Below are 22,031 nucleotides of genomic sequence, written 5' to 3' on the forward strand. Positions count from 1 at the left end.
CCGTACCGTTTTGCCGGTCGACGCTCTACTCCGGATCATGCCCGACCCCGACCTACTCACGGCGGCGCGTGACTCGATCGAGACGGCTCGCGAACGAACCGACGGCGAACTCGACGATCGTCTCGCGTCGATCGCCGACCGGCTCGAGAGCGCGGTCGACGCCGGTCGGACGCTCGATCACGGGACGCTCGCGCGGCTCCAGAACGCGCTTTCGGAGATCGAAGCCGAGATCGACGACGGCGACGAGATAGCGACCGCCCGCGACCGGCTCTCGACGTATCGCGAGGACGTCGCCGGCGTCTAAGTGGTCGGTTTTACGATCGGAAAAGCCGGTGGCGGAATCGTTGCGGTGAGCGTTACAGGAAGCTCTCGATGTGGTCTGCGACCTCTTCGGGGGTGTCGCCGACCGGGACGCCCGCGGCGTTGAGCGCGTCGATCTTCGACTCGGCGGTGCCGGTTCCGGAGCCGGAGACGATGGCGCCCGCGTGGCCCATCCGCTTGCCCGGCGGCGCGGTGCGGCCGGCGATGAAGCCGGCGACCGGCGTGTCCATGTGCTCGCCGATGAACCGGGCGGCCTGCTCCTCGTCCTCGCCGCCGATCTCGCCGCACATCACGACCGCCTCGGTCTCCTCGTCGGCCTCGAACGCCTCGAGCGCGTCGATGAAGGAGGTCCCGATGATCGGGTCGCCGCCGATGCCGACCGCGGTCGTCTGCCCGATGCCGCGGTTGGTGAGGTTGTCGACGACCTGGTAGGTGAGCGTTCCGGACCGGGAGACGAGCCCGACGTTGCCGTCCGCGAAGATGTTGCCCGGCAGGATGCCCAGCTTGGCCTCGCCCGGCGTGATGATGCCCGGACAGTTGGGACCGAGCAGCCGCGTGTCGACCTCCGAGAGCCGCTTTTTCACCTTGGCCATGTCCTGGGTCGGAATGCCCTCGGTGATCGCCACGGCGAGATCGAGGTCCGTATCGAGCGCCTCGAAGATCGCGTCGGCGGCGAACGCCGGCGGCACGAAGATGACCGAGGCGTCGGCGTCCTCGGCCTCGACGGCCTCGTCGACGGTGTCGTAGACGGGGACGCCGGCGACCTCCTGGCCGCCCTTGCCCGGCACCGCGCCCGCGACGACGTTCGTGCCGTAGTCGATCATCTGGCCGGCGTGGAACTTGCCCTCCCCGCCGGTGATGCCCTGTACCACCACGCGCGTGTCGTCGTCGACGAATATGCTCATTGGGCCACCTCCTGGGCGTTCTCGACCGCACGCTGGACGGCTTCCTCCAGCGTCTCCTCGACCTCGATGAGGTCCGTGTTCAGGATCTCCATGCCCTCCTCGGCGTTCGTCCCCGCGAGGCGGACGACGACGGGCTTCGGGATCTCATCGAACTGGCTCAACGCCTCGTTGATCCCCTTTGCGACCTCGTCCCCGCGGGTGATCCCGCCGAAGATGTTGAAGACGACGGAGTCGACGTTGGGGTCCGAAAACACCATGTCGAGCGCGTTCGAGATGCGCTCGGCCTTCGCGCCGCCGCCGACGTCGAGGAAGTTCGCGGGCTCGCCGCCGTAGTGGTCGACGAGGTCGAGCGTCGTCATCACGAGGCCAGCACCGTTGCCGATGATGCCGACGTTGCCCGACAGCCGGACGTAATCGAACCCGTACTCGCCGGCCTTCCGCTCGAGGTCGTCCTCGTAGGACTCCTCGGCCAGCTCCGAGAGCTCGGGCTGGCGGAACAGCGCGTCCTCGTCGATGTTCATCACGGCGTCGGCGGCGACCACGTCGCGGTCGCCCGTGATCATCACCGGGTTCACCTCGATCTCCGAGGCGTCGTTGGATTCGTAGAGATCATAGAGCGTCGAGAGGATCGAGGCGACGTCGCCGGCCACGTCGCGGTCGACGCCCGCCTCGTAGACCACCTTGCGGGCCTGGTAGGGGTGCAGGCCGAACGCCGGGTCGACGTGCTCGCGTGCGATCGCGTCGGGCGTCTCGGCCGCGACCTCCTCGATGTCGACGCCGCCCTCGGTGGAGACCATCAGGACGGGTCGGCCCGCGCCGCGGTCCATCGTCACGCCGACGTATAGCTCGTCGACGAAGTCGACGCCGGACTCGACGAGGACGCGGTCGACGGTGTAGCCCTTCAGATCCATCCCGAGGATCTCCTCGGCGTACCGCTCGGCCTCCTCGCGGTCGCCCGCGATCTTGATGCCGCCGGCCTTGCCGCGGCCGCCGACGTGTACCTGTGCCTTGATGGCCGCCGGATACCCGATCTCCTCGACGGCGTCGAGAACCTCCTCGACGGTCTCCGCCAGCCGCGAGTCCGGAACCGGGATTCCGGCGTCGGCGAAGAGATCCTTCGCCTGATACTCGTGAAGCTTCATTGCCATCCGAAGAGGGGGTCGTCGGGCGCTTAAATCCCGCCCATTCGTCCCGAGGACCGTGGCGATTAACCGTTCGAGATCCGGGCGCGAATCGCCTGGGACCCGGATCGCTTCGCGGGTCGATCGACGTCGGGACCCTCCCGCGGTATCCCCGGAACACGGACTCGACGTCGAGCGACTTCCGGCGGCGGGACACGCGCCCGCTCGATGGGAGGATTTACCCGCCGGACGACCGTACGTGGCCCCGGCCGATGACGATCGACCGCTCCGAGCCGGCTCGGCACCGGCCGTGACGAGCCCTATGAGTGCCGAGGCCAGTCTAGACGACCCCCTCCTCACAAACACTCAAACCCTCAAAGCACCTACAGCCCCCGTGAAAAAGTCGCTCCTCGTCTACGACGGTAGCAATCCGCTGTTCCGCGCGGTCGTCGAGGCGGCCACCCATCGGTCGGACGAGATCGTGGCCGTCCGCTGGGACGCAGAGCCTGTACAGGCGTTCCTCGAGGCGCAGTTCGATGCTCGCCCCTTCGCGTTCATCCTCGTTGAGGGTGACTCCGTCCACGTCGGCGAGGAGACCGTCTCGCAAGTCCTCCGCCGGACGTGCCTGGCTGACCCGCTCGTTGACGGGCTGAAACGAACCTACGCTGTCGGGGGCGTCCCCTTCGGACGACTGATCCACGGGCGAACGGTGGCGGAACTCGACGGCACGTTCCCGCTGTCGGCGGACGCCGCAGCCCACCTCGAGGACCTCCGCCGAGCCCGAGAGATACCTGTCGAGGATCCCTCCGCCGAGGAGCCCTGATCAGTCCTCCGCAAGCGCCCGCCGGACCGCCACCTCGACCGGCGTCTGATCGATGGGGACGACCGACTGCAGATCGCGCTCGGGGTCGACCGTCACGGGGTTCCGCATGCTCTCTACCAGCGGCCGGGCGATGGCGTACTGGACGTCCGTTGTCAGTCGGAGCCAGTGCGAGGAAATCCTCGGGGACATCACCGGCACCGGCACGATCAGGACGCGCTTTCCCTTCTCCTGGGCGGTCAACTTCAGCAGGGACTCGTAGGACCACACCGTCGGCGCGCCGATGTCGTAGGTTCCGCCCCGGGTCTCGTCGACGTCGAGGACGCCGATCAGGTAGGCGACGGCGTCCTCGATGCCGATCGGCTGACACGGCGTCCGAACCCACTTCGGGACCACCATCACGGGCAGTCGGTCGGTGAGGTCGTCGACGATACGGAAGCTCGCGCTGCCGGCACCGATGATGATCGCCGCCCGGAGAACGGTCAGATCGAAGCTCCCTGCCTCGAGCACCGACTCGACCTCCCGGCGGGAGGCGAGGTGTGGCGAGAGGTTCCGCTCATCGCCGCTGATGCCGCTCAGGTAGACCACCCTGTCGACGCCGGCCGCCGACGCCAGCTCCCGGAACCGGCGGGCATACGTCCGGTCCAGTTCCGCGAAATTCGCGGCCGTCAGCGAGTGAATCAGGTAGTAGGCCGCGTCGATCCCCTCACAGAGCCCCTTCAGCGATGCCGGGTCACCGAGGTCGCCTTCGAATCTCTCGACGTCGTCCGGGAACGTCGACCGGCTCGCGCTCCTCGAAAAGGCGACGACTTCGTGGCCGGCCGAGCGCAGCGACTCGACGAGCCGACTGCCGACGAACCCGGTCGATCCAACGACGAGAACACGCATTGGTGCATATACCGGGCGCTACAAGAAGGGTGTTCGGTTGGCTTATCGGGGCCGGGAGGGCCGCAGCGGGTCGTGAGTGCCGAGCCCGCTTCTTCTCCATTGGATCGTACGGCCATCGATCGCTCCGACGGGGTCGATCCGCGTTGGGGAAGTCGTCGATCACTCCCACCGATATGTATCCGCAGTCAGGGCGGAATACCTCGGGGTCAAGCCCCGGGGCGACTGACCACGGGTAGGCGGCCGGACTCAACGTCCTCCTGTTGATGGTCTCCGTCGGCATGGTGGTCCTTTTTGCCCCCCTACGATCCACGTAGGAACGAGGCCGCCGACCCGCTCGAGGTGACCGCGGCGAATCCGATCATGACACGAAATCGATCGGCGGACGACCTGGACGAATCGGGGGCTCTGAACGCGTTTCGACGGTTCTTCGCCCTCGAGCGCGACGTGCTCGTGTTGTCGCTCGCGATGTTCGCGTTCAGCCTCGGCTTCCAGATGACGAACCGATTTCTCCCCGAGTACATGGTGGCGCTCGGAGCTTCGGGGTTCGTCGTCGGGCTCTTCGGCACCGCGGGCAACGTCATCTCGGCCGTCTATCCGTACCCCGGCGGCGCGATCTCCGATCGGCTCGGATCGCGGTACGCGTTGACGCTGTTCGGACTGGTGTCGACGCTCGGGTTCGCCGTCTGGCTGTTCGCCCCGAGCGTCGGAACGATCACGGTCGCCGACGTCGCGATCCGGCCGTGGATCTGGATCTTCGTCGGGCTGGTCTTCGCGCAGGCCTGGAAGTCGTTCGGGCTCGGCGCGACCTTCGCAGTGGTCAAACAGGCGACCGATCCCTCGCGGCTCGCGGCCGGCTTCGCCAGCACGGAGACGTTCCGGCGGACGGCGTTTTTGATCGGCCCGGTCCTCGCCGCCGTCCTCATCGGCCTCCATCCGAACTTCGAGGTGAGCTTCCGGTACGTCCTCGCCGTGGCGGTCGTCTTCGGAATCGTCGGGACCGTCGCCCAGCACCTCCTCTACGACGCGAGCGAGGACACCCTCGGCGACTCGTTTTCCGGGATCGACGCGATCCGACGCGACCTCCGCGAGATGCCCCCGGAGCTTCGGCCGCTGCTCGTCGGGGACACGCTCGTCCGCTTCGCGAACGGCATGGTCTACGTCTTCTTCGTGCTCGTGATCACGCAGTTCTACGAGGTCGGGCTCGATGCGACCGTGTCGGCGCTCGGTCGATCGTTCGCCGTCGACCTCTCCCCGGAGGCGTTCTTCGGGTACCTCCTCGGCGTCGAGATGCTGATCGCCCTCCTCTCGATGGCGCCGGCCGCCAAGGCCGCAGAGCGGATCGGGCTCAAGCCGGTCGTCGCGCTCGGCTTTTCGGTGTACGCCCTCTTTCCGGTCGTGCTCATCGGTGCACCCGCGATCCTGTCTCCAGCCCTCTCGATCGAGTGGACCATGGTCCTCGTCTTCGCCTTCTCCGGGCTCCGGTTCGCCGGGCTGCCCTCCCACAAGGCGCTGATCGTCGGCCCCGCAGAGCGAGGGTCCGGCGGTCGCGTCACGGGGACCTACTACCTCCTCCGGAATACGATCGTCATCCCCAGCGCGGCCCTCGGCGGGTACCTCTGGGAGTTCGTGAGTCCCGAGGTCGCCTTCACCGTCGCGGCCGCCGTCGGCGTCGTCGGAACCGGATACTTCCTGGCCTTCGGTCGGGAGTTCGAGGCGTACCGTTGACTCCCGGCTCGCGAACTCCCGGATCGTGAACCCCCGGGCTCGGGGGATTCGCTTAGCATCCTCGCGATTTCGCTCCCCTCTCGGACGATGCCGCGAGCACTTATGTCTCGCGCGCGTGACTGACGGATCGATGAACCGCACGCTCCTCCGGGGCATCCTCGTCGACGAGTCGTTCGCCTACGGGTTCACCATCGCGTTCTGGGGCTCCGGACTGCTCCTCATCGAACGGTTCGGCGTCCTCGCCTCCCCCGGCGTGATCGCCTACGCCACCGGCGCGATCACGGGGTTCGCGCTGCTCGCGGTCACCACCTTCGGCGGGGCGATAGACACCATCGAGCTCGATTCGTCCCCGTCGTATCACGTCCTGGCCGCCGTACACTATCTGGCCGCGCTCGTTCCGATCGGCCTCACGCACTTTCTGATCGAGGCCCCGATCGGCGCTCGGGTCACGATCTTCTCCGCGGGGCTTTGCGTCTCGGTCTGTTACAACCTGACCGCCGCCCTCGAGGAGACGGTCTCGAAGCGGGTCGAACGGATCGAGTGACGTCCCTTTGACCCTCCCGCTCCGACGAAACCCCTAATCACGAACGGGTCCTGGGATCGGTATGCCGTCGACCCTCGTTCACGTGGCGTTCGCGGGACTGATCGGAACCGCGCTGTTGGGGCGACGCTTCGACGCGAAGGGAATCGCGGCCGTCCTGCTCGTCGCCGCCCTGATCGATCTCGACACGTTCGTGGACGTGTGGGCCACCGGACTCCACCGCGCGCTGTTTCACAACCTCGTCTGGCCGGCTGTCGCGCTCGCGCTCCTCGCGTGGGACGTGCGGTGGCGGGACCGATCCGCCGTTCGTTCACGCTGGGGCGATCGGGGGGTCCGGGTGTTCTGGGTCGCCGTCGTCGCGGCCACCCTCGGACACACGCTCCACGACGCCTTCGTCAACGGGGTCAACCTCCTGTGGCCGCTCCACGACCGCTTCTACGAGCTCGAGGGACGGGCGTTCCTCTCGAACCAGCGCGGGTTCGTTCAGACGTTCGTCGACTTAGAGGAAGGCGGCACGGTCGGCGGGACGACCGAGAACACCCACTACTACACGGGCGTCAATCCCTCTCCCGGAGAGGAACCCGCGGACGTCGAACGGATCTTCCCGCTCGCCTACTCCGGCGAGCGGCTGCTCATCGTCATCGTCGGCTACCTCGTCGTGGCGGCCCGGATCTGGGAGACGTGGGGAGCGCACGCGGAGCGATCCGACTGAGGGGTCCCGAGGTCTCTCGACGTTTCACTCCACTCGGAACGCCCGAAGAACGTCGCGGTCGCCCGATCGGACCTCGATCTGGGTGAGTCCGAGTTCCGTGAACTCGCGGTTCCAGTCGCGATAATAAAGCGGGAAGTCCTCGTCGACGTAGTTCACCTCGGGGGCGGCGTTCGTCCCGCTTCCGTTCTCGACGTCGTTCTCGACGTCGGCGTTCAGATCGCCCTGGGCGTCATCCCCGACGTCGTCCTGGGCGTCATCCTCGATATCGCCCTCGTTCTCCACCGTAACGAGGAGATCCGCCGTGATCCGGCACAGCTCCTCGAGGACCCACTCGGAGTCGGGATGGAGGTGCTGGAGCGTTTCGACGGAGTAGACCGCGTCGAATCGGTCGGTCTCGAACTCGGAAACGATCTCCTCGATCGACCCGACGTGGAACGTTCCGGCCTCGGCCAGTTCCGGATAGGCTTCGGCCATCACCTCGAACGCCTCGTCGTTGAGGTCGATCCCCGAGAGGTCCTCGAAGCCGGCGTCATACAGGTGCGCGAGGTGACGCCCGGAGCTACAGCCCAACTCGAGGATCGACGCGTCCCGCTCGAGAACCCGATCGAACACCTCGCGGACCCGCTCGCTCCGCTCGTCGGGCCCGTAGTAGGCGTAGTACTGCGGCGAGTATTCCCCGGATCGGCTTGCCCACTGGTCGTGGACGTCGGCGGGATTCACGGTGGACGTACCGGACGCGGCCGTAAAGTCCTCCCGGACGCCCCTCCGCGGCGATCGGCGTCCGTGCGTCTCTCCGACCGCGCAGGCTCACGCGGTGTCGGCGTCGCCTTCGGCGTCGTCCTCGGCGTCCCGCATCTCCGAGAGTCGCCCGACCAGGTCGTCCGTCGACGCCTCGCTCTCGAAGGAGACCGAGCCGTCGTGTTCGTTCTCGTGGACGTTGACGGCCTCGGAGTCGTCCTCGTCGTCCTGGCTCTGCGTCTCCTGTTCGGATTCGTCGTAGCTTCCAAAGCCCATACGCCGCCTTGCGTCGGGGGCGTGAAAACCGGCACGACACGGGGAGACGACGTGGTTCGGTACCGTGGTTCGGTCGGGGTCTCCGCGGGGGTGTCCGGATTCGACCCGTATTTTTCCAAGCCTGATCCGTCGTCCTTTTGCCCGCAGGCGCGCTATCGGGGACAACCGATGGCGACGTACCACATCGAGACGTACGGCTGTACGTCGAACCGGGGTGAGAGCCGGCAGATCGAACGCGCCCTGCGGGACGGCGGTCACCGTCCGGCCGACGGTCCCGGGGACGCCGACGTCGCCATCCTCAACACCTGCACCGTCGTCGAGAAGACCGAACGCAACATGCTCCGGCGCGCGGAGGAGCTCGCCGAGGAGACCGCGGACCTCGTCGTCACGGGATGCATGGCGCTCGCGCAGGGCGAACAGTTCCGCGAGGCGGGCATCGACGCCGAGGTCCTCCACTGGGACGAGGTACCGACCCACGTGCGAAACGGGGAGTGTCCGACACCCACCGCCGACGCCGAGCCGGTGCTCGACGGCGTCGTCGGCATCCTCCCCATCGCCCGCGGCTGCATGTCGAACTGCTCGTACTGCATCACGAAGTTCGCGACCGGCCGCGTCGACTCCCCGCCGATAGAGCACAACCTCGAGAAGGCCCGCGCGCTCGTCCACGCCGGGGCGAAGGAGATCCGCGTGACCGGCCAGGACACCGGCGTCTACGGGTGGGACGACGGCGAGCGCAAGCTCCCCGAGCTGCTCGACCGCATCTGTGAGATCGAGGGCGACTTTCGGGTGCGCCTGGGCATGGCCAACCCGGGCGGCATCCACGGCATCCGCGAGGAGCTCGCGGACGTCTTTGCCCGCAACGAGAAGCTCTACGACTTCATCCACGCGCCCGTACAGTCCGGCAGCGACGAGGTCCTCGAGTCGATGCGGCGACAACACCGGGTGGACGAGTTCCGCGAGATCGTCTCGACCTTCGACGATCGCCTCGACCGCTGGACGCTCTCTACGGACTTCATCGTCGGATTTCCGACGGAGACGAGCGACGACCACGAGCGGTCGATGGACCTCCTCCGGGAGGTCCGGCCCGAGAAGATCAACGTGACACGATTCTCGAAGCGGCCGGGCACCGACGCCGCCGACATGAAGGGCCTCGGCGGGACGGTGAAGAAGGAGCGCTCGAAGGCGATGTCCGAGCTGAAGATGGACGTCGTCGGCGAGGCCTACGGGTCGATGGTCGGGACCGTCCGGGACGTGCTCGTCGTCCGGGAGGGGACCGGCGACTCGGTGAAGTGTCGCGACTCGGCGTACAGACAGGTCATCGTTCAGAACGCGGACGAACACGGCCTCGAGCCCGGCCAGTTCGCCACCGTCGAGGTGACCGGCCACAACACCGTCTACGCCTTCGGCGAGCCGGTCTCCGCTTGAGACCTCGCTCCTGACCGTTCCGTTTGTCCGCCCTCAGCCCCCGCGTTCGCTCAGACGTCGCCGTCGAGCGTGACGGAGTCCGTCGCCGAGTTTCGGAGCGCGTCCGACCGGCCGAACTCGCCGGGCGCGATCGCGACCGTGCGGACGCCGTATCCGTTCGCCGTCTCCAGGACCGGCTTGAAGTCGGTGTCGCGCGAGGCGATCGCCAGGGTGGTCATCCGCCCCTCCGCCGCGAACCGCGTCGCGTCCACGGCGAGTTTCACGTCGACGTCCCCCGAGGTGATCACGACCTCGAAGCCGCGGGCCTCCGCCGCCTGGATGAGCCCCGGCGTCGCGTGCTCGTCGAGGTAGAGCCGAGTCGTCACGAGCGGTCCCTCCTCGCCCGCCGCCTCGCGAACGTCGTCGAGGTCGACGTCGAACTCGTCGCGCAACACGTTCGGCCCGTCGACGAACAGCGCGACGCCGACGGTCCGGTCGACGTGGAAGCCGCCGATCCCGCTCGGGTTCGGATCCGGGACGGGATCCGCTTCGGGGTCCGTGACGGGATCCGTCTCCGGGTCCACAGTCGCCTTCGCGTCGGGGTCCGGACCCCTCTCACCGCCGACCTCCGGACCCGCGTCCCCGGCGGTCCCCGAGTCCCGGTCCGTTCCGTCTCCTTCCGCGTCCATACGTCCCGTATCGCTCGCGTCGGCATATGCGTGCTGATCGCTTCGCCGTCGATCGGTCGTCCTCGCTCCTCCCGCGAACGGTCCCGGGTCCCGTCCGCGCGGACGCCATGGCAAAACCTTTGGCGCGAGCGGGCGAGGTGTCGACATGGCCCGACGCACACCGCCACTTCACGCGGTCCACGAGGCGGCCGGCGCCTCGTTCGTGGACTTCGGCGGGTGGGACATGCCGGTCGAGTTCGACTCGATCCGGACCGAGCACGCGGCGGTCCGCGAGTCGGCGGGGATCTTCGACGTCTCCCACATGGGCGAGATCGAGGTCGCCGGACCGGACGCGACGGCGTTGATGCAGCGGCTCACCACGAACGACGTCGCCGCCCTCGATCCGGGCGAGGCGCAGTACACCGCGGTCACCGACGACCAGGGGATCATGCTCGACGACGTCGTCGTCTACCGCCGGTTTTCCGACGACCCCGCCTACCTGTTCGTCCCGAACGCGGGCCACGACGAGGCGGCCTACGAACGTTGGGTCGACCACCGCGACGCGGCGGACCTCGACGCAACCGTCAAGAACGTTACAGACGAGTGGGCCATGGTCGCCGTCCAGGGCCCGGACGCGCCGGACCTGGTCGCCGAGGCTGCCGACCCGGATTCCGGGACGGGACGCCCCGATCTCGCGGACGTCCGCGACCTCGGCCGCTTCGAGTTCGACCACGCCCGCATCGCCGGCGTCGAGTGCCTCCTCGCGCGGACCGGCTACACCGGCGAGGACGGCTTCGAGGTCCTCTGTGCGAGCGAGGACGCCGAGCCGGTCTGGGGCGCCCTCGAGTGTCGCCCCTGCGGGCTCGGCGCCCGCGACACCCTCCGCATCGAGATGGGCTTTCTGCTCTCGGGACAGGACTTCGATCCGGACGCGGAGCCGCGGACCCCCTACGAGGCCGGGATCGGATTCGTCGTCGACCTCGACGTCGACTTCCGGGGCCGGGACGCGCTCGCGGCCCAGTCGGACGCGGGGACCGACGAGCGGTTTACGGGGGTCGTGTTGACCGAACGCGGCGTCCCCCGGAACGGATACGCCGTGACCGACGTCGACGGGGAGGAGATCGGTCACCTCACCTCCGGTACGATGAGCCCGACCCTCGGAGAGCCCATCGGATTGGGTTACCTCGATGCGGACGCCGCCGAGGACGGCGCCGAGGTCGGCGTCGTCGTTCGCGGCGAGAGGAAGCGTGCTCGCGTGCGATCGCCCCCGTTTCTCGACCGTTGACCCTCCATTTCACCACACCATGAGCTTCGATGTACCCGACGACCGTCGTTACCTGGAATCACACGAGTGGACGACCACCGACGACCCCGTGCGGATCGGCATCTCCGCGTTCGCACAGGACGAGCTCGGCGACGTCGTCTTCGTCGAACTGCCCGACCCCGGCGAGGAGATCGAGGCCGACGAGACCTTCGGCGTCGTCGAGTCGATAAAGGCCGTCTCGGACCTGTACGCCCCGGTCTCCGGCGAGGTGGTCGCCGTCAACGAGGCGCTCTTCGACGCGCCCGAGCTGGTCAACGAGGACCCCTACGGCGACGGCTGGATGCTCGAGATCGACCCCGCGGACGACGGGGAGTTCGACGATCTCCTCACCGCCGCCGAGTACCGAGACCGGATCGAATGACGGGCGACCGCTCCGACTCCGACGGATCGGGCGGGATCGGCTCCGAGTCCGAGTCCGGCGGAGCGAGCCGCGTTCCTACCGGCTCCGGGACGCCGTACGCCCCGCACACGGACGCGGAGGTCGCGGCGATGCTCGAGACGATCGGCGTCGAGAGGGAGGCCGACCTCTTCGACATTCCCGGCCCCGTCGCCTTCGACGGCGAACTCGACATTCCCGCACGCTCCGAGCGGGCGGTTCGCGAGGAGCTCTCGCGCACGTTCGCGCGAAACGACGACCTCGTCGAGTTCCTCGGTCGGGGTCACTACGCACACTACGTGCCGAGCGTCGTTGATCACCTCGCGGACCGCTCGGAGTTCCTCACGAGTTACACCCAGTACCAGCCGGAGATCGCACAGGGGTTCCTCCAGGCGCTCTTCGAGTACCAGTCGATCCTCGTCGAGCTCACCGGACTGGGCGTCGCGAACTGCTCGATGTACGACGCCGCCACGGCGCTCGCGGAGGCCGCGACGCTCGCCGACCGGACCAGATCGGCGGACGGGAACGTCGTTCTCGTCCCCGATCACCTGCGGGAGGGAAAGCGCGCGGTGCTCGAGGGATACTGTGACGGCGCGAGCCTCGCCGTCGAGTCCTACCCGATGGACGACGGGATCGCCGACGTCGACGCGCTCGCGGAGCGTCTCGGCGAGGACGTCGTCATGGTCTACGCGGAGAACCCGACCGTTCGCGGCTGCATCGAGGAACGGCTCGCCGCGATCGGCGACCTCGCCGCGGACGACGACGCGCTCTTCGTGCTCGGTTCGGACGTCCTCGCGCTCTCCGTGCTTCGCGAGCCCGCGAGCGTCGGCGCCGACGTCGTCGTCGGGGACGCCGGGGCCCTCGGCCTGCCGGTGGCCGACGGCATGGGGCTCGGACTGTTCGCCTGTCGCGAGGCGTTCCTCAGGCAGGTTCCGGGCCGGCTCGTCGGCGCGAGCGAGGACGCCGCCGGCGACCGCGCCTACACGCTCACGCTCCAGACGCGCGAACAGCACATCCGCAAACAGCGGGCGACCTCGAACATCTGTACCAACCAGGCGTGGGTCGCCCTGCGCGCGGCGATGCACGCGACCCACCTCGGTCCCGACGGGCTCGTCGACCTCGCGAACCGGTGCGTGCGCGACGCCGGGAGGCTCGCCGAACGGATCGACGACCTCACGGGGTACAAGGCGCCCGTCCACGACCGGCACCACTTCCGGGAGTTCGCGATCCGCTGTGACCAGCCCGCGCCGGCGCTCGCGAACGACCTCGAGGCCGAGGGATTCGCGGTTCACGCGATCGACGACCACCTGCTGCAGGCGTGTGTCACGGACGAGAACGCCCGCGCGATGGACGGCCTCGTCGCCGCCCTCGAGGAGGTGGCCTGAATGCGCCACGACCAGGCCCGGTACACCCGCGAGGACGAGGACCGACACGAGCCGCTGTTGGCCGAAAAGCGCGAGGAGACGGTCGACGTCCGCGAGGAGAGCCCGCTGCCCGACGATCTGACCCGCGAGGAGTTGACGCTCCCCTCGCTCTCCGAGCCGGAGTTGGCCCGCCACTACACCCGGCTCTCCCAGATGAACTGGTCGATCGACTCCGGGCCCTATCCGCTCGGGTCGTGTACGATGAAGTACAATCCGCCGTTCACCGAGGACGTCGCCGCCGACCCGAACGCGCTCGTCCACCCCGACCGCTCCGCGGCCTCTACCCAGGGGACTCTCGCGGTTCGCCACGGCCTCCAGGAGTACCTCGCGACGATCGGCGGGATGGACGCGGTGACGCTTCAGCCGCCGGCCGGTGCCGCCGGCGAGTTCACGGGCATCCGGATCGCGAAGGCCTACCACGAGTCCCGCGGCGACGACCGCTCGGAGGTGATCGTGCCCGCCTCCGCTCACGGGACGAACTTCGCCACCGCGGCGCTCGCGGGCTACGACGTCGTGGAGCTGCCCTCCGACGACGACGGCCGGGTCGACCTCGAGGCGCTTCGGGCGGCGGTCTCCGGGGAGACCGCCGCGTTGATGCTCACGAACCCGAACACGGTCGGGCTCTTCGAGCGCGACATCGAGGAGATCGCGGCGATCGTCCACGACGCGGGCGGGCTGTTGTACTACGACGGCGCCAACCTCAACGCGCTGTTGGGCCGGGCTCGACCGGGCGACATGGGATTCGACGTGATGCACTACAACGTCCACAAGACCTTCGCGACGCCCCACGGCGGCGGCGGTCCGGGCGCCGGTCCGGTCGGGGTGACGGCCGAACTCGCTGAGTTCCTGCCGACCCCGCACGTTCGCGAGCGGGAGGGCGGAGCCGGCTACGAGCTGACCGAGCCCGAGCGCTCGATCGGCAAGGTCCACGGTTTCTCCGGGAACTGGCTCGTGTTGATCAAGGCGTACGCCTACATCGCCCGTCTCGGCGGGGAGGGACTCCTCGACGCCTCGGCGAAGGCGGTCCTCAACGCCAACTACCTCGCCGAGCGGATCGACCTCGAGGTGCCCTACGGGCCCTTCCACCACGAGTTCGCGGCCACGGCCGGCGAGCGTGACGCCGCCGACGTGGCGAAGCGGATGCTCGATTACGGCGTCCACCCGCCGACGACGAAGTGGCCGGAGATGGTCCCCGAGGCGATGTTGACCGAGCCGACCGAGATCGAGAGCCGGTCGTCGCTCGACGATCTCGGCGAGGCCTTCGACCGCGCCTTCGGCGACGACGACGAGACGATCGAGTCGTCGCCGAACCGGACGACCGCCCGCCGGATCGACCAGGTGTCGGCCGCGCGCGATCCCGTGTTGTCCTGGCGCGACTTGGGCGACTGAGGAGACGGCCGAACCGGCTCACTCCTCCGGGATCGCTCCCGCCTCGCGAAGCCGCCGCAGGTCGTCCTCGCCGTAGCCGTACTCCGAGAGGACGTCCGTCGTGTGCTCGCCGAGGAGCGGCGGGTGGCGCCGGTAGGAGGTCGGCGTCCGCGAGAGGTGCATCGGCGATCCGGGCATCTCGACGGTGCCGGCCGTCGGGTGGTCCATCTCCACGCGCATGCCCCGGGCGCGGATCTGTGGGTCCTCGAACAGCTCCTCCATGTCCCGCACGTGGCTGGCGGGGACGTCGTGGGCAGAGAGCGCCTCGAGCGCCTCCTCGGTCGTCCACTCGGCGAACTCCGCGTCGAGTTCCGCATCGAGGATCTCCCGGTTTCTCACCCGCTTCGTGTTCGTCTCGAAGCGCTCGTCGGCCAGGAGATCGGGGCGGTCGAGCGCCTCACAGAGCGGCGGCCAGAACGGGTCCGACGAGCAGGCGACGACGACGTAGCCGTCGCGCGTCTCGAAGGCCTGGTAGGGCGCGATGTTCGGGTGTTTGCTGCCCATTCGACCCGGCGGCTCGCCGGAGGCGAAGTAGTTCGTCGCCATGTAGCTCATCCAGGCCGCCTGCCCGTCGAGGAGGCTCACGTCGACCTTCTGGCCGCTCCCGTCGCCGAGCTCGCGCTCGAGCAGCGCCGCGAGGATCGCCTGGGTGGCGTACATCCCGGCGCCGACGTCGGCGAGCGCCACGCCCACTCGAACGGGCGGGCCTCCCTCGACTCCGGTGATGCTCATCAGCCCGCCGCGCGCCTGCATCATGATGTCGTAGGCGGGCTTGTCGCGGTCGGGGCCCCACTCGCCGTAGCCGGAGATGCCACAGTAGACGAGCCCGGGATTCGACTCGCGGAGGTCGCCGTAGTCGAGTCCCCACTCGGCCATCTTGCCGACCCGGAAGTTCTCGACGAGCACGTCGGCCTCGCCCGCGAGGTCGCGAAACACCGCGCGGCCGGCCTCGCTCGCGAGGTTCAACTCGACGGAGCGCTTGTTGCGATTGACGCTCACGTAGTAGGCGCTCTCGCCCGCGTCCTCGGAATCTCCCGCGTCGGATCCGGTGCTCCCGTCGCCGTCCCTCCCGTCGCCACCCTCCAGGTCGCCGACGTTTCGATCCGCTCCTCCGTCGGTCTCCGATCCGCCGAACGACGGCGGGTACCATCCGCGGGTCTGATCGCCCTCGCCCGGGCGTTCGATCTTGATCACCTCGGCGCCGAGATCGCCGAGCTGCATCGTACAGAACGGCCCCACGAGCACCCGTGAAGCGTCGAGGACGGTCACGCCGTCGAGCGGTCCCTCCCCTTCCGTCGGGGTTCGTGCCTCACCGACCATGGGTACACATGGCTCGCCCTTGCGGCGACGTCGGCTTAAAAACCCTGGGCGATCGCCCGGCCGTCGACGGAGCGCAAGCCGCGATCGGGTTCGGAACGTCGTCCTCTCCGACTCGCTCCCGACAGCCGACCTCCGCGATCGGATTCCGACCGGTCGATCGCCTCGATCGGGCTTAGACTTTTAGGCACCATGCCCCCATATGGAGCCATGCCAACACCAACCGTTGGATACGTCGGACTCGGAATCATGGGACTGCCGATGGCGAAGAACCTGATCGACGCGGGCTACTCCGTCGTCGGGTACAACCGCTCCGACGAGCCGACCGAGGAGCTCGTCGAGTACGGCGGCGAGGACGGCGGATCGCCCGCGGGCGTCGCCGAGCGAAGCGACGTCGTGCTCCTCTGTCTGCCCGACTCGCCCGACGTCGAGAACGTGGTTCTCGGCGAGGGCTCCGAGTCGGATCCGGTCATCGACGGTCTGAGCGAAGGGATGACCGTGATCGACCACTCGACCATCTCGCCGACGGTGGCGGAGTCGGTCGCGGACCGTCTCGCTGAGGAAGGGGTGGACATGCTCGATGCGCCCATCTCCGGGGGCGAGCAGGGCGCCATCGACGGGACGCTCTCGATCATGGTCGGCGGCGACGAGGACGCGCTCGAGGCCCAGATGGACGTGCTCGAGGCCATGGGCGAGACGATCACCCACTGCGGCCCGAGCGGCGCCGGACAGACGACGAAGGCGTGCAACCAGATCGTCGTCGCGGCCCAGATGGTCGGCGTCAGCGAGGCGCTCGTCTTCGCGGACAACGCCGGCGCCGACCTCGAGGCGGTCGTCGACGCGATAAGCGGCGGCGCGGCCGGGTGTTGGGCCCTCGACAACCGCGCGCCCGACATGATCCAGGGCGACTTCGATCCCGGATTCTTCGCCGCCTACCAGTACAAGGACCTGCGCATCGCCACGGACGCGGGCGAGGAGTTCGGCTCGCCGATGCCCCAGACGGCGATCAACCACGAGCTCTACAAGACGATGCTCCAAAACGGGATGGACCACGACGACAACTCCGGCGTGATGCAGGTCCTCGAGATGCTCTCGGGCGGCGAGGCGCGCGTCGACGAGTAGGGGCGCGGGCCGACGAGGAGCGACTCCCCTCTCCGTACGCGGTCGCTCCTCAAAGCCCCTCTCGTCCGCTCCCGACGAGCAACACCACCATCGAGAGCCCCGAGATGGCCAAAAGCAACAGCGCCGGAACGGCCGCGTACTGGAAGTAGGCGGCCGCCTGGGCGCGCCAGATCTGGGTGACGATCGTCTCGAAGCCGGTCGGCCGCAGGATGAGCGTCACCGGGAGTTCCTTCATCGTCGTGAGGAAGACGAGCGCCGCCCCGGCCGTGACGCTCGGCGCGATGAGACGAAGGGTGACGCGTCTGAAGGCTCCGCCGGGGGTCTCGCCGAGCGACCGAGCGGCCTCGACGAGCGTCGGATCGACGCCGAGTACGCCGGATCTGAGGGTGCCCACCGCCTGCGGGGTGAACCGGACGACGTAGGCGAAGACCAAAAGCGGGATCGTCTGGTAGATTGCCGGCGCGTAGGGGATCTCCAGGGCCTCATAGCCCGCGCCGAAGTAGACGAGCGCCAGCGCGAGGACGATCCCCGGAACCGCGAACCCGACGTAGGTCGCCCGCTCGAAGACGGTGGCCAGCACCGACTCGTGGCGCGCGGAGAAGTACGCGATCGGCAGCGCCGCCGCCGAGGCGACGACGGCCGCCGCGAGCGCGACCGTCGCGGAGTTGAGGGCGAAGCTCCACTCGAAGGCGAGCGAGGGGCGGCGGTCCGTCCCCGTGCTCGTGAGCCAAAGGAGGAGGATCCACACCGGAACCACGAGCGAGACGGCGGCGACGCTTCCCGGGAGCAGCATCGCTGGCCACCGCCAGACGCCCAGGTCGGCCCGGGTCTCGCCGCCGGAGCCCGATCCGGCCTCGACCGTTCGGTCCGTGCGGATCCACTGTTCGAGCGCCAACACGAGGAGGACCACCCCGAGCAGTTGCAGGGACAAAAGCGCCGCGTACTCCTGGCCGAAGGAGTTGTACTCGACGTATATCTGGCGGGTAAAGACCTCGACGCGCATGATGGCCGGCGTCCCGAAGTCGGAGATCGCATAGAGCGCCGCGAGCAGGCTGCCGGCGGCCACGGCCGGCCGGATGTGCGGAAGCGTCACGCGCTTGAACGTTCCCCAGCGCGTGTGATTGAGGGTTCTCGCCGCCTCGATGAGCGTGGTGTCGAGCGACAGAAGCGCCGCCCGCGTCGTGAGGTAGACGTAGGGGTAGGTGTACAGCGTGATGACGAGGATCCCGCCCCCCAGTCCGTATATCTCGGGAACTCGATCGACGCCCAGCGGCGCGAGCAGGTCGTGGAACTCGCCGCGGGGGCCGAACGCCGAGACGAACGAGAAGGCGCCGACGTAGCTCGGCACCACGAGCGGCAGGGCGGCGACGATGGTCCAAAAGCGCCGGAACGGGAGGTTCGTCCGGGTGGTGAGGTAGGCGAGCGGAACCCCGATCAGCATCGAGGCGGCCGTGACGCCGGCGGTCAACGCCAGGCTGTTCGCCAGCACCTCGAGGGTCCCGATCCGGAAGACGAGTTCCCGCGCACGCTCCGGATCGACCGTGCCGGCCTCGATCACGAGCCAGCTCAACGGTAACACCATCGCGGCGGCGATTCCGGCACACAGAAGCGTCAGCCCGAGCGGCGGACGCTCCTCGCGCTCGAGCGCCCCGCGGGCGGCGCGAACGACCGATCGGATGTCCCCCATCGATGTCCTCCGTGTATAAACGGAGCCACTCCAACGGCTATAAGGATTAGGTTTGCCTAATCCGGACATGGAGCTGTCGAGACGCGACGCGGTCGCGGCCCTCGCGGCCATCGGCGCCGGCGGCGCCGCGGTCGGCGGAGCCGCCCGTCTCGGAAGCGATCGCGACGGAAGTGGGCACGACGAAACCGATCGCGACGGAAGCGACCGGCTTTCCGACGCCGAACTCGTCGACGCCTTCGTCGCCGTCGCCGAGATCGTCTATCCCTCGGAGGTCTCCGGGATCGAGGAGTTCGTCGGATCGTTCCTCGACGGACGACTCGATCGCGAGGACCACGCGGAATCGCTTCGGACCGTCGCCGGCGAGCTCGACCGGCGCGCCGAGGAGTGGCACGGCGATCGGATCGTCGCCCTCTCGACCGCCGACCGCGACCGGCTGCTTCGGGAGGTCGGCGCCCACACCGCCGAGGAGGCGCCCGACGGGACGTTCGCCGAGCGGGTTCGGTACTACGTCGTCAACGAGCTACTGCTCGCCCTCTACGCCTCGCCGACCGGCGGGAAGCTCGTCGGGATCGAGAACCCGCAGGGACATCCTGGGGGACACGACACCTACACGCGGGGACCAACGCGATGAGCGGACCCGAAGGCTCGGACCGAGCGCCCGTCGACCAAGCGGCAGTCGACCAAGCGGCCGTCGATCGAACGCCGATCCCGGACGCCGACGTCTGTATCGTCGGAGCCGGTCCCGCCGGCGGCATCGTCGGCGAGCGTCTCGCCGCGAGCGGCCACGGGGTCGCGATTTTGGATGCGGGGCCCAGGTTCGACCCGAGCGACCGCCTGAAACGCCAGGAGCGGGCGATCCGGCCGGCCTACGATCGCCCCGACGTGTGGGACGTCGGCGGCGCGCGCGACGCCCACGAGAACGCCGGCGATCGGTTCTATCCGCTGAACCACGCCCGCGTGAAGGGGATCGGCGGGTCGACCCTCCACTGGCAGGGGATGGTGATGCGCCTCCACGAGGACGACTTCAACTCCGGTACGGTCCGCGGCGTCGGTCCCGACTGGCCGATCGACTACGCGGATCTCCGGCCCTACTACGCGGAGGCCGAACGCGAACTGGGCGTCGCGGGAGCCTCCGACAACCCCTACGCGCCGCCCCGCGAGGAGCCACACCCGATGCCCGCCTTCGAGCCCTCCTACAGCGACTCCCTCTTCGCCGAGGCCTGCGAGTCGCTCGGGATCGACATGCACTCGGTACCGAACGCGCGCAACTCCGAGCCGTACGAGGGGCGGTCGCCCTGCGTCGGGTACGGCACCTGCCAGCCCGTGTGTCCGAGCGGCGCGAAGTACGACGCGACGGTCCACGTCGACCGCGCGGAGGAGCACGGCGCGACCGTGATCGACCGCGCGTCGGTTCAGCGGCTCGAGCACGACGACGAGGATCGCGTGACCGCCGCGGTCTACGCGACGCCGGATGGGGAGGAGCACCGACAGGAGGCCGACGCGTTCGTCGTCGCCGCCGGGGGCGTGGAGACGCCGCGTCTCCTCCTTTTGTCCGCCTCGGACCGCTACCCGGACGGACTCGCCAACGCCAGCGGTCACGTCGGCGAGTTCTTCATGGATCACCTGTTCGCGGGCGCGGGCGGGACGCTCGAGGAGCCGACCCGACAGAACCACGTCGGCTTCTACACGAGCGGCTGCGACCAGTTCTACGACGAGGCCGACGAGTCGCAGGCGCCGTTCAAACTGGAGTTCTTCAACTACGCCGGCCCCTCCCCCGTCGAGATGGCGCTCTCGGGCGACGACTGGGGCGACCCCCTCCTGGAGCAGCTGCGGGACGGGTACGGCAACCACGTCGCGATGGGCGGGCTCGTCGAGCAGCGACCCCGGTCCGACAGCCGCGTGACGCTCGCCGACGACCGCACGGACGACCACGGTAACCCGGTCCCGCAGATCGAATGGACCGTCGACGACCGGGCGCTCGAGACGATCGAGCGGGCCAACGAGATCCAGGTCGAGATCCTGGAGGAACTCGGCGCCGACGTCGGGTGGGTCGCGGGTCCGGACGCGACCGGTCCCGCCTACCACCACATGGGCACGACGCGGATGAGCGACGACCCGGAGGACGGCGTCGTCGACCCCGACTGCCGGACCCACGACCTGGCGAACTGCTGGATCGCCTCCAGCTCCGTCTTCCCCACGGGCGGGGCGATGAACCCCACGCTCACCATCGCCGCGCTCGCGCTCCGCGTCGCCGACGACGTCGACGCCCGGCTCTCGGGTTCGTGACACGATATCACGCCGCTGTTTTAGGCAAACCTAAAAACTCAAGTGCGTGCGACCTGAGGTGTAGGTAATGAGCGATTCAGCACACACGGCGAGCGGGACTGCGAGCACGATCGAGACGGATACGACCGACAACGACGCGGAGCCGACATCCGACGACGCCGAAGGGACGCCGGACGTCGAAGGGACGCCGGACGGTGCGGAGCGGGCGACCGCGGCGGGCACCGATCTCGACGCCGCGGCCGCCTCGGGCGGCGTCGACGACGAGTACACCTTCGAGGACCTCAGCGTCGTCATGGGCACCTACAACGAGGAGGAGGCGATCGAAACGGTGCTCGAGGACGTCGAGCGCGTCACCGACGGGAAGGCGGAGGTCGTCTGTGTCGACGGCTCCTCGGACCGCACGCCGGAGATCGCCCGCGAGCACGGCGCGCGCGTCATCGAACAGGAGCCCCAGGGCTACGGCATCGCGGTTCGCGAGGCGATCCTCGCGCCCGACCGCCCGGTGGTCGTCACGACCGACTGCGACGACACCTACCCGATGGAGCGGCTTCCCGAGTTCCTCGAGGCGATCAACGAGGGGTACGACGTCGTGAGCGGCGATCGGCTCTATCACGGCGCCGACGCGATGCCGGCGTTCAACCGGTTCGGAAACCACGCGTTCGCCGCGATCGCGAGCCTCCTCATGGGAACGCGCGTTCACGACACCACGAACGGCATGCGCGCGTACCGCCGCGACGTCGTGGAGTCGATCGACTGGACCGAGAACACGGGCCTCTCCGCGGAACTCCTCATCCGCCCGCTGATGCGCGGCTTCGACGTCCGGGAGGTTCCGATCCCCTACGGCGAGCGCGCCGGCGAGACGAAGCTCGACCCCATCGAGGGCGGCGCCGCCATCGCGAAGTCCATCGTCACCGTCTGTCTCGAGGAGCGGCTTCGGGCGCTTTGAGG

At 68.8% G+C, this 22,031-nt stretch carries 22 protein-coding genes; 14 read left to right on the forward strand and 8 right to left on the reverse strand.

The features are described from left to right. The first annotated feature begins 37 nt into the window (after positions 1 to 37). Positions 38 to 304 (forward strand): DUF7553 family protein, encoded by a 267-nt coding sequence (locus ACZ5YD_RS12690; protein ID WP_379744049.1) that lies wholly within the window; start codon positions 38 to 40, stop codon positions 302 to 304. A 52-nt stretch (positions 305 to 356) separates the two neighbouring features. Here the strand turns inward: ACZ5YD_RS12690 and sucD are convergent, their stop codons facing one another. Beyond that, positions 357 to 1,226: a succinate--CoA ligase subunit alpha gene (gene sucD / locus ACZ5YD_RS12695; RefSeq protein ID WP_379744047.1), complete on the reverse strand. Its 870-nt coding sequence runs from the start codon at positions 1,224 to 1,226 to the stop codon at positions 357 to 359. Then, complete coding sequence (gene sucC / locus ACZ5YD_RS12700; RefSeq protein WP_379744045.1) at positions 1,223 to 2,368, reverse strand: ADP-forming succinate--CoA ligase subunit beta; 1,146 nt, start codon at positions 2,366 to 2,368, stop codon at positions 1,223 to 1,225. The genes sucD and sucC overlap by 4 nt, the downstream gene beginning before the upstream one ends. 373 nt (positions 2,369 to 2,741) lie before the next feature. Here sucC and ACZ5YD_RS12705 point away from each other — a divergent pair, with 373 nt between their 5' ends. Then, positions 2,742 to 3,170 (forward strand): hypothetical protein, encoded by a 429-nt coding sequence (locus ACZ5YD_RS12705; protein WP_379744043.1) that lies wholly within the window; start codon positions 2,742 to 2,744, stop codon positions 3,168 to 3,170. On the opposite strand, the gene ACZ5YD_RS12710 is transcribed toward ACZ5YD_RS12705, so the two are convergent. After that, positions 3,171 to 4,055 (reverse strand): NAD(P)H-binding protein, encoded by an 885-nt coding sequence (locus tag ACZ5YD_RS12710; protein ID WP_379744041.1) that lies wholly within the window; start codon positions 4,053 to 4,055, stop codon positions 3,171 to 3,173. Positions 4,056 to 4,415: 360 nt separating this feature from the next. Between ACZ5YD_RS12710 and ACZ5YD_RS12715 the strand changes: the two genes are divergently transcribed. The 3 genes from ACZ5YD_RS12715 to ACZ5YD_RS12725 all read left to right on the forward strand — a co-directional run bounded on the left by ACZ5YD_RS12715 (position 4,416) and on the right by ACZ5YD_RS12725 (position 7,033). Next, positions 4,416 to 5,780, forward strand: coding sequence for an MFS transporter (locus tag ACZ5YD_RS12715; protein WP_379744039.1), 1,365 nt, complete (start codon positions 4,416 to 4,418; stop codon positions 5,778 to 5,780). Positions 5,781 to 5,910: 130 nt separating this feature from the next. After that, complete coding sequence (locus ACZ5YD_RS12720; RefSeq protein ID WP_379744037.1) at positions 5,911 to 6,324, forward strand: hypothetical protein; 414 nt, start codon at positions 5,911 to 5,913, stop codon at positions 6,322 to 6,324. 61 nt (positions 6,325 to 6,385) lie between these two features. Beyond that, a complete protein-coding gene (locus ACZ5YD_RS12725) occupies positions 6,386 to 7,033 on the forward strand; it encodes a metal-dependent hydrolase (RefSeq protein WP_379744035.1) in 648 nt (215 codons plus the stop codon). 24 nt (positions 7,034 to 7,057) lie between these two features. On the opposite strand, the gene ACZ5YD_RS12730 is transcribed toward ACZ5YD_RS12725, so the two are convergent. Both ACZ5YD_RS12730 and ACZ5YD_RS12735 read right to left on the reverse strand, forming a co-directional pair. After that, complete coding sequence (locus ACZ5YD_RS12730) at positions 7,058 to 7,753, reverse strand: class I SAM-dependent methyltransferase (protein WP_379744033.1); 696 nt, start codon at positions 7,751 to 7,753, stop codon at positions 7,058 to 7,060. An 87-nt stretch (positions 7,754 to 7,840) separates the two neighbouring features. Then, complete coding sequence (locus ACZ5YD_RS12735) at positions 7,841 to 8,047, reverse strand: DUF5786 family protein (RefSeq protein ID WP_379744031.1); 207 nt, start codon at positions 8,045 to 8,047, stop codon at positions 7,841 to 7,843. A 168-nt stretch (positions 8,048 to 8,215) separates the two neighbouring features. Between ACZ5YD_RS12735 and ACZ5YD_RS12740 the strand changes: the two genes are divergently transcribed. Further along, positions 8,216 to 9,472, forward strand: a complete 1,257-nt coding sequence (locus ACZ5YD_RS12740) for a tRNA (N(6)-L-threonylcarbamoyladenosine(37)-C(2))-methylthiotransferase (protein ID WP_379744029.1) — start codon at positions 8,216 to 8,218, stop codon at positions 9,470 to 9,472. Positions 9,473 to 9,522: 50 nt separating this feature from the next. On the opposite strand, the gene ACZ5YD_RS12745 is transcribed toward ACZ5YD_RS12740, so the two are convergent. Continuing rightward, complete coding sequence (locus ACZ5YD_RS12745; RefSeq protein WP_379745573.1) at positions 9,523 to 9,966, reverse strand: NYN domain-containing protein; 444 nt, start codon at positions 9,964 to 9,966, stop codon at positions 9,523 to 9,525. Positions 9,967 to 10,285: 319 nt separating this feature from the next. Here ACZ5YD_RS12745 and gcvT point away from each other — a divergent pair, with 319 nt between their 5' ends. From gcvT to gcvPB, 4 genes are all read left to right on the forward strand, one after another. Then, entirely contained in the window at positions 10,286 to 11,404 is a 1,119-nt protein-coding gene (gene gcvT, locus ACZ5YD_RS12750; protein WP_379744027.1) for a glycine cleavage system aminomethyltransferase GcvT, read from the forward strand. Positions 11,405 to 11,423: 19 nt separating this feature from the next. After that, a complete protein-coding gene (gene gcvH, locus ACZ5YD_RS12755; RefSeq protein ID WP_379744025.1) occupies positions 11,424 to 11,804 on the forward strand; it encodes a glycine cleavage system protein GcvH in 381 nt (126 codons plus the stop codon). A gap of 128 nt (positions 11,805 to 11,932) precedes the next feature. After that, on the forward strand, positions 11,933 to 13,204 hold the full coding sequence (gcvPA, locus tag ACZ5YD_RS12760) for an aminomethyl-transferring glycine dehydrogenase subunit GcvPA (RefSeq protein WP_464384475.1): 1,272 nt from the start codon (positions 11,933 to 11,935) through the stop codon (positions 13,202 to 13,204). Then, positions 13,205 to 14,632, forward strand: a complete 1,428-nt coding sequence (gcvPB, locus tag ACZ5YD_RS12765; protein ID WP_379744021.1) for an aminomethyl-transferring glycine dehydrogenase subunit GcvPB — start codon at positions 13,205 to 13,207, stop codon at positions 14,630 to 14,632. A gap of 18 nt (positions 14,633 to 14,650) precedes the next feature. Here the strand turns inward: gcvPB and ACZ5YD_RS12770 are convergent, their stop codons facing one another. Beyond that, a complete protein-coding gene (locus tag ACZ5YD_RS12770; RefSeq protein WP_379744019.1) occupies positions 14,651 to 15,991 on the reverse strand; it encodes a CaiB/BaiF CoA transferase family protein in 1,341 nt (446 codons plus the stop codon). 207 nt (positions 15,992 to 16,198) lie between these two features. Here ACZ5YD_RS12770 and ACZ5YD_RS12775 point away from each other — a divergent pair, with 207 nt between their 5' ends. Beyond that, a complete protein-coding gene (locus ACZ5YD_RS12775) occupies positions 16,199 to 17,110 on the forward strand; it encodes an NAD(P)-dependent oxidoreductase (RefSeq protein WP_379744017.1) in 912 nt (303 codons plus the stop codon). A 49-nt stretch (positions 17,111 to 17,159) separates the two neighbouring features. On the opposite strand, the gene ACZ5YD_RS12780 is transcribed toward ACZ5YD_RS12775, so the two are convergent. Beyond that, the gene (locus tag ACZ5YD_RS12780; RefSeq protein ID WP_379744015.1) at positions 17,160 to 18,797 is read right to left on the reverse strand and encodes an ABC transporter permease; all 1,638 of its coding nucleotides are present in this window, start codon (positions 18,795 to 18,797) and stop codon (positions 17,160 to 17,162) included. A 67-nt stretch (positions 18,798 to 18,864) separates the two neighbouring features. On the opposite strand from ACZ5YD_RS12780, the gene ACZ5YD_RS12785 reads away from it, so the two are divergent. The 3 genes from ACZ5YD_RS12785 (at position 18,865) to ACZ5YD_RS12795 (ending at position 22,029) form a co-directional block, all read left to right on the forward strand. Continuing rightward, on the forward strand, positions 18,865 to 19,428 hold the full coding sequence (locus tag ACZ5YD_RS12785) for a gluconate 2-dehydrogenase subunit 3 family protein (protein ID WP_379801102.1): 564 nt from the start codon (positions 18,865 to 18,867) through the stop codon (positions 19,426 to 19,428). Continuing rightward, entirely contained in the window at positions 19,425 to 21,083 is a 1,659-nt protein-coding gene (locus ACZ5YD_RS12790; RefSeq protein ID WP_379744011.1) for a GMC family oxidoreductase, read from the forward strand. The genes ACZ5YD_RS12785 and ACZ5YD_RS12790 overlap by 4 nt, the downstream gene beginning before the upstream one ends. 292 nt (positions 21,084 to 21,375) lie before the next feature. Beyond that, complete coding sequence (locus tag ACZ5YD_RS12795; protein ID WP_379745570.1) at positions 21,376 to 22,029, forward strand: dolichyl-phosphate hexose transferase; 654 nt, start codon at positions 21,376 to 21,378, stop codon at positions 22,027 to 22,029. Positions 22,030 to 22,031: the final 2 nt, after the last annotated feature.

Source organism: Halopenitus salinus (assembly GCF_055397165.1).